General features: G+C 41.0%; 8 protein-coding genes. 3 read left to right on the plus strand and 5 right to left on the minus strand.

Features of this window, described 5'->3' with window-relative positions; genetic code table 11:
- Window positions 1-4 precede the first annotated feature (4 nt).
- Entirely contained in the window at window positions 5-1,579 is a 1,575-nt protein-coding gene (locus tag ACYQ21_RS08055) for an FtsX-like permease family protein (protein ID WP_460057361.1), read from the minus strand.
- A 250-nt stretch (window positions 1,580-1,829) separates the two neighbouring features.
- On the opposite strand from ACYQ21_RS08055, the gene ACYQ21_RS08060 reads away from it, so the two are divergent.
- Window positions 1,830-3,020 (plus strand): BaiN/RdsA family NAD(P)/FAD-dependent oxidoreductase, encoded by a 1,191-nt coding sequence (locus ACYQ21_RS08060; protein WP_460057367.1) that lies wholly within the window; start codon window positions 1,830-1,832, stop codon window positions 3,018-3,020.
- 238 nt (window positions 3,021-3,258) lie between these two features.
- Here the strand turns inward: ACYQ21_RS08060 and manA are convergent, their stop codons facing one another.
- A complete protein-coding gene (gene manA / locus ACYQ21_RS08065; RefSeq protein WP_460057370.1) occupies window positions 3,259-4,212 on the minus strand; it encodes a mannose-6-phosphate isomerase, class I in 954 nt (317 codons plus the stop codon).
- Between the two features lie 165 nt (window positions 4,213-4,377).
- Here manA and ACYQ21_RS08070 point away from each other — a divergent pair, with 165 nt between their 5' ends.
- Both ACYQ21_RS08070 and ACYQ21_RS08075 read left to right on the plus strand, forming a co-directional pair.
- Window positions 4,378-4,716, plus strand: coding sequence for an ArsR/SmtB family transcription factor (locus ACYQ21_RS08070; protein ID WP_460057372.1), 339 nt, complete (start codon window positions 4,378-4,380; stop codon window positions 4,714-4,716).
- Window positions 4,685-5,569: a cation diffusion facilitator family transporter gene (locus tag ACYQ21_RS08075; RefSeq protein ID WP_460057374.1), complete on the plus strand. Its 885-nt coding sequence runs from the start codon at window positions 4,685-4,687 to the stop codon at window positions 5,567-5,569. The genes ACYQ21_RS08070 and ACYQ21_RS08075 overlap by 32 nt, the downstream gene beginning before the upstream one ends.
- Before the next feature lie 75 nt (window positions 5,570-5,644).
- Here the strand turns inward: ACYQ21_RS08075 and nusB are convergent, their stop codons facing one another.
- From nusB to efp, 3 genes are all read right to left on the minus strand, one after another.
- Complete coding sequence (gene nusB, locus ACYQ21_RS08080) at window positions 5,645-6,262, minus strand: transcription antitermination factor NusB (protein ID WP_460057377.1); 618 nt, start codon at window positions 6,260-6,262, stop codon at window positions 5,645-5,647.
- A complete protein-coding gene (locus ACYQ21_RS08085; protein ID WP_460057379.1) occupies window positions 6,252-6,662 on the minus strand; it encodes an Asp23/Gls24 family envelope stress response protein in 411 nt (136 codons plus the stop codon). The genes nusB and ACYQ21_RS08085 overlap by 11 nt, the downstream gene beginning before the upstream one ends.
- A 94-nt stretch (window positions 6,663-6,756) precedes the next feature.
- Window positions 6,757-7,314, minus strand: a complete 558-nt coding sequence (gene efp, locus ACYQ21_RS08090) for an elongation factor P (RefSeq protein WP_003138870.1) — start codon at window positions 7,312-7,314, stop codon at window positions 6,757-6,759.
- Window positions 7,315-7,594 lie beyond the last annotated feature (280 nt).

Below are 7,594 nucleotides of genomic sequence, written 5' to 3' on the forward strand. Positions count from 1 at the left end.
CTGTTTACCCCAACAAGATTTTCTTTGGCTTTAATTTGAAGATATAAAGCGTTGATAATAAGACTGAGACGATAACTGTTCCTAGACCTGCGAGCAGATAAGTCACAATGTAAAATGGTGTAAAGGAGACCGCATAATTATCCACGATTGTTTGTGCATCAACCATTGTTCCCATATTAAACATAGCAGATGAGCTCAACACACTACCACCCATCATACCATCTGTCGCCTGACCACTGTCTGAACTGAGAAAGGCTTCAGAAGCAAAACTACCTAAAAACTTACCTGTAATTAACGAAATCACGAGTGCGACGATTGCAACCGTCAACACTTCAACCATAATCTGTAAAATGACATTAGATTTTTTGTCGCCAAGTGATAGGTAAATGCCTAGTTCACGTTTTCGATCTCGCATAAAGAGTAAGATGACCAACAGAATTAAAATAATTGATAATAGAACCGCAGCGATAATCACTGCCTTTGCAATTTTAGATAATTTATTAAATTGCCCTGCGATGTTGTTAAACTCATCTGTAGATGCCATCACAGAATAAAATTTTGGTAAAAGTGGCTTAGTGTCAGCTTTAAATTTCTCAAGATCATCCACTGATTTCAACTGAAAAATCGGCGTATAGTAAGGCTTAGATGCTGCTTTTATCTCCTCTTCACTCATCCCCCCCATCATATCAGGATATTCTGCCATGAGAATGTCATTAAAGGCTTGACCCATCGTATGGACTAATTTATTTGGCATATAGACTGTGTTATAATTGTTAAAATCAAACATATCTTGTGTTGAGCCGCCAGGAAAGGCAGCCGCATAAACGACTGAATCATTTGAGGCTTTGCCAGATTGACCTGACTTTTTCTGAACAGCTTCAAGTACATCGTAAGTCCCTACTACTTTGACTTTCGTATCGAATGTCTTACCGCTATCTTGCTTATTGTCATCCTCAGGAGAACTAAAAACATCTGTACTTTGGTCAATGGTCATTTCATCCCCGACATGAAGGCCATTTTTTTCAGCAAATTTTTTAGAAATTAGAACAACATTTGATCCTTTTTTAATATCATTTTCTGTGAAAACGCTGCCCTCTACCAATTTGATTTTTCCTAAAGCAATATCCATGATTTTATGATCTTGAACACCTCTTATAGGAATATAGGTATTAAGACCGCCTTCAATGGCTTCATTAGCTTTATCTTCAGATTTTTTATCTGCAGTTGGATCATAGGGTTTGAGTTTTTGGGATTGAAAACCATTTTGTTCAGAATAGTCATAATTTTTGATGTAGGGACTATCCGCAATTTTTTGGATTAATTTTTCATCTAACGCCGTATAATCATCCGTCGTCATCTGCTCCATTTCTTTTTGTCGCTTTGTATCACTATAGTCTATCCCAACCGTGGCGATAGCCCCCATTTGCTCTTTGGTCGTTTTTTCAACATTTTGTGTCGATTGTTGAATAATGACACTACCTGCTAAGATATTTCCAAGTATGAAAATAACCGCAAATAAAATGATTGATTTTGACTTTTGTCGTGTCACTGAACGGATTGCTCGTTTAAAAAAATTCATAATTCTCCTTATTTTCCTCATTTCACCTTAAGGTGAGGTGTCCATTAAAAGTGAGATGTTTTGATGATTAACTCTCTATTAACTGTTCAAACTTCAGCATCACACTTCGTTACTCCTTGTGTACTATTATATATAGTACAACTTGTTTTGTCAATGATAATCTTGAAATTTCAAAGAAAATTTCCCATTTTACTGATATTATAATACGATTATCACTCGACCAAGACCGAGATATGCTACAATAAAAGATATGAAAACAAATTACGATACGATTATCATTGGTGGTGGTCCCGCAGGTATGATGGCAGCCATTGCCAGTAGCTACTACGGCCGCAAGACACTGATACTCGAAAAAAATAAAACACTCGGTAAGAAGCTCTCCATGACAGGTGGCGGACGTTGCAATGTGACCAATAACGGCACCTTAGAAGAAATTCTTGAGAATATCCCACACGGTAGCAAGTTCCTCTACAGCACCTTTGCCCAGTTCGACAATCATGATATTATCGCCTTTTTTGAAAATAATGGCACACCTCTCAAAATAGAAGACCACGGTCGCATTTTTCCAACAACAGACAAAGCTCAAACAATCATCTCTACTTTACAGGCTAAAATGGTCGAACAGGGTGTGACGATTTTGACCAACTCAGAAGTGCTATCGACAACAAAAGCTGACGATGGTACTTTCTTAGTTAAAATAGCTGATACCGCCTTTTCAAGTCGCAAACTCATCGTCACGACTGGCGGAAAATCCTACCCTTCAACTGGTTCGACCGGCTACGGTCACGACATCGCGCGACATTTCAAACTGAAAGTCACCGACTTAAAGCCAGCTGAAAGTCCCATCACGACAGACTTTCCACACAAGACCTTGCAAGGAATTTCCTTGCGTGACATTACCCTAACCATCAACCAGCACCCCATTACCCACGACCTCCTCTTTACCCACTTTGGCTTATCCGGCCCTGCTGCGCTACGTGCCTCGACTTTTGTCATGGGCAATGGGACTGATGAGCTTGCTTTGGATTTTCTTCCGACAGTGTCAGCGGATGATATCTCTGACAAATTTGAAGCACTGCGAGACAAGTCTGTAAAGAACGTCGCAAAACTACTGCTCCAAGAACGTTTAGCAGAGTTTCTCATCACCACAGCAGGGATTGACCTAGACGCAAAAGTCAAACAAGTCTCGGTTAAAAAATTAAACGAACTCTATCAACTCATGAAAAGCTTCCCACTAAAAGTCACAGGTACCATGAGCCTAGCAAAATCTTTTGTGACTGCAGGTGGCGTTGATTTGAGTGACATCAAACCCAAAACACTGATGAGTAAATCGGTAGCAGATTTGCACTTTGCAGGTGAAGTCTTGGATATCAATGCCCATACGGGTGGCTATAACATCACCACGGCACTAGCGACTGGCTGGGTAGCTGGGATGAGTTGAGTCTTGCTTCATCTTCAATCTACCACTGACAGGGTCAAAACGATAAAATTGACATTAGAATCTCGAACTGTTCCCCCATTTTAGCTAATTTGCAATTTCAAAATGCCTGAAAGCAATGTTTCCAAAAACAACTTTCAGGCATTTTTTATTTTTGAAACTTTTGCCCAACTTTTTATCTGCACGCTAGTTTAATAATGTATGAAGTAACTTATTTCATACATCATTAAATGTTTAACTTCTACCCTGCTTGTTCCCCATCATGACTGGCAATGACGCTTAATTGTCCATCGAATTGCCAGTCTGAAATATCACTTGTCAAAACAAAGTGATCACCTTTTTGGACTGGATAACTTACCCCTGCAACGCTCAAGCTACCTTGACCATCTAAAACAGAGCACAGCGTATAAGGTGCTATTTTAGTAAAGTCGACAGGACCAGAAATGGCCCATTTTTCAACCGTGAAAAAGTCGTTCGACACATAAGAGGTTTTGACAAGATGAGGTAAAGTTGTCACGACTGGTGTCGTATTGGCAGGCGCACCGTAATTCAACACATCGATTGATTTGTCGATATGTAGCTCGCGGAGATTACCCGCATCATCTTTGCGGTCAAAGTCATAGACACGGTAAGTCGTGTCTGATGATTGTTGCGTTTCCAAAATCAAAATCCCCTTACCAATGGCATGCATCGTCCCACTTGGTACATAGAAGAAATCACCAGCCTTGACCTTGACTTTCGTCAATAAATGCTCCCAGTCGCCAGCCTCAATCATCGCACGTAGTTCTGCCTTATCTTTCGCATGGTGACCATAGATGATTTCAGCATCAGGCTCCGCCGCGATAATGTACCAGCACTCCGTCTTCCCTAACTCACCTTCATGCGCTAGACCATAAGTATCGTCTGGATGAACCTGAACACTGAGCCAGTCATTAGCATCCAAAATTTTAGTTAAGAGTGGAAATACTTCTTTTTGAGAATTACCAAATAATTCCCGATGATTTTTGTAAAGCACATCTAAGGTTTGCCCCGCAAATTCGCCATTTTTAATGGTTGAAACACCATTAGGATGAGCAGAAATCGCCCAATACTCCCCGATTTTATTTGACGGCAAGTCATAGCCAAAAGCCTTGAGATGGTCGCCACCCCAGATTTTTTCCTGAAAAACGGAGTTAAGAAATAATGGTTGTGTCATGTGTATCTTCTTTCTATACATTACGATCAGCTTTTTTATTGAAAGCGCTCTATCTCTATTCTACCAAATCTCTCTGAAAAAATGGGGATTGATGCCAATTATTCTGACGTGATTTTAATCCAATAGGGTCTTGCTTTCGATTTACACACATGATATAATATTCATATGAAAAACATTTCAAATGAAGTCCTTACAGAAATTATCCATATTCACAAGATTCTAGCCAATCCTTCTCGCGTTAAAATCTTACTACTCTTATCTGAGGGACAACAAAACGTCTCTCAAATTTCTGATGCTATCGGCTTAGAACAGTCAGCCGCCTCCCATCAACTCAAGATACTCAAAGTCCATCAGCTCGTTACTCAAGCCAGAGATGGCAAAACCATCAATTATCAAATTGGCGATAGCCACATCCTACAACTCCTCAAACTCTCCATTGCCCATGCGCAAGAATTAGAAAGCGACCACATCCATGACTCACAAACATCATCATACGACGCCTAATGCGGAATCCGGCAAACGCATCACGATTGTTTTTGTTTTAAACATCGTTTTCGCTATTCTTGAATTTATTTTTGGCGCCATGTTCGGCTCTGTCGCCATTCTCTCAGATGCCGTCCATGATACAGGTGATGCGATTGCGGTCGGCTTTGCTTGGTTTTTCGAGAAGATCTCGCGTAAGAAATCGAATCATTCCTACACCCTAGGCTATCGCCGTTTTTCCCTGCTCGGCGCCTTGATTACAAGCGTTATCCTGCTCTTCGGCTCCACCCTCGTTATCCTAGAAGCCCTACCACGCCTGCTACATCCGACACCTGTTCAAACGACTGGGATGTTCTGGCTCGCGATTGTCGCTGTTATTGCCAATGGTTATGGGGCTTATTTAATGACGAGAGGACAATCTCGCAACGAAAGTATCCTTAACCTCCATATGTTAGAGGACGTCCTCGGTTGGCTTGCTGTGCTGATTTTGTCTATTGTCATGCATTTCAAACCTTGGTATTGGCTAGACCCACTTTTATCCTTATCCATTTCAATCTTTATCTTGACCAAGGCTATTCCAAAATTTATTGGTACGTTGCGAATTTTAATGGAGGCAGCACCTGAAACCGTCAATTATACCGCCTTGGTCGCCGAGTTGGAAAGCGCACCTGAAATCGATCAAACGACGGAACTCTGCATCTGGTCAATTGATGGTGAAAAACACGCTGCCATGTTACATATGACCATCACCATTGCCGATCAAAGCCTTGCCAAATCAGCAGCACGCGCGATTTTAGAAAAGCATGATGTTGCCTATTCCGCTATCGAAGTAGACGAGAATATACAGGAACATCAAACACACAAGGAAAACTAACTTGAAGAGATTAGAAAAAATCCCTGAGCAGTATTTGAACTGTTCAGGGATTTTTTAATCATGGATGTCGGCTAATTATTCACCGATTTTAGTTAAAATCGCATTGATAAACTTGGCATCTTTTTCATCGTTGAAAGCTTTGGCAAGTTCGATAGCTTCATTAATTGCCACGATACGTGGCGTCTCAGCAAACAAAATCTCAAAGGCTCCTAGTCTTAAAATCACACGATTGATTGGTGATAAGCGTTTTACCGACCAATTTTTCGCCAAATGGGTTGTGATTTGCGCATCAAGCTCTGCTTTCTTAGCACGAACACCGTAAACCAAAGCCATCATAAATTCTAGGTTAGGCTTATGGCCGTCATCAAAGCGATCTGTCAAGACATAAGCCGCAGCCGAAATGACAACCGTCGGTTCTGGACTAGCAGTAACAGAATCTGTCCCCAAGGCTTGCTTGGTCACGCCACCTTCACGGTTGGGTGTAAAGGAGTAGACAGTGCCTGAACCTTTGCGCTTAGGCTTAACAGCGACTGGATTTTCAGCCACCTGTTCTTGGCTTGCCAGTCTGTCGTCATTGGTCAAGGCAAACACCATGGCATCTTCGACAGTTTCATCAGGCGTCATTTCGAGTTGGTAGAGGGATTGTACAGCACGAATGCGAATTTCATGCTGGCTTAATGGCTTAGTCGACATCCAAAAAGTCCTCATCAAAGAGTTCTTTGAAGTCTGGTTTTGGTGTCTTTTCAGGCACAACACCCGCAACATGGATATTGACTTCATCAATCACAATATCACTCATATCAAGGACGTTATCTTTGACCACACGTTGCATTTCCATAGCAACATTTGGCACAGAAATGCCATAAGTCAAGTAAACATAGATGTCCACGACAACTCTGTCATCTTCTTGATGAACATAAACGCCACGACCGTCTGCTTTTTTACCAATACGGTCTGCAAAACGTTTATTACGTAGGCCATAGACACCATCAATTTTTGCGGCAGCAACTGCGACAATTGTTTCAACAACTTGTGGTGCAATGACGATTTCGCCGAGTGTTTCGGCACTTGTAATTTTATCTGTATCTGTCATAATTTCTTTCCCCGTTTCTTAGGACATAGATAATGCGGTGATAGCTAGTTTCGGAGAGACTAGCTATCACCAACTGTCTTCATCACAGGCGTGATTAAGCACGTTTCAAATAAGCACCTGTCTCAGTATTAATTTCAAGTTTTTGCCCCACTTCAATAAAGTCAGGGACGTTAACCACAAGACCTGTCTCCATCGTAGCTGGTTTACCAGAACCTGTTACAGTTGCGCCTTTAATAGACGGTTGTGTTTCAGTTACTGTCAAAACAACTGTTGTTGGCACCTGAACACCGATGACTTCTGAGCCGAAGAATTGGATTTTCACTTCTTCATTTTCAAGGATAAATTTCAATTCGTCTGCAACACTTGCTACTGGAATTTCATATTGGTCATAAGTTTCATTATCCATGAAATAAGCTGTATCATCCATTTGATAGAGGTATTGCGCATTGTGCGTTTCAATAATCGCTTGATCAAATTTTTCCTCTGGACGATAAGACGTATCAAAAGTCGAACCAGTCCGGACATCACGAAGTTTCATCCGCATAATCGTATTCCCTTTACCAGGTTTGTGATGACTTGCTTCTAAGACGCGCAAAAGTTTGCCATCTGTTTCAAAAGTCATGCCCGCCTTGAGTTCGTTTGCTGCTACCATTTTTTATGTTCTCACTTTCATTTTTTGCATACTTATAGGTTCTCTCCATTTTATCATATTTCCAACCATTTCGCTAGATTTTCAACTATTTCTTGAATTTAGAGAATAATTAATTCTTTTGGTGCCTGAGTTAGGACTTCGACACCTTGATTCCCCGAGTTTGACAGTTAAAAATCAGAAAAACACTATTCCGCCTTGTGATATAAGGAGTTATAGCGTTTTGTTCTCAATTATTTTTGTTGTATACACACCCCTCTTGCGAATTGTCTCAGCTCCTCTA

Source organism: Pseudolactococcus yaeyamensis, assembly GCF_054658615.1.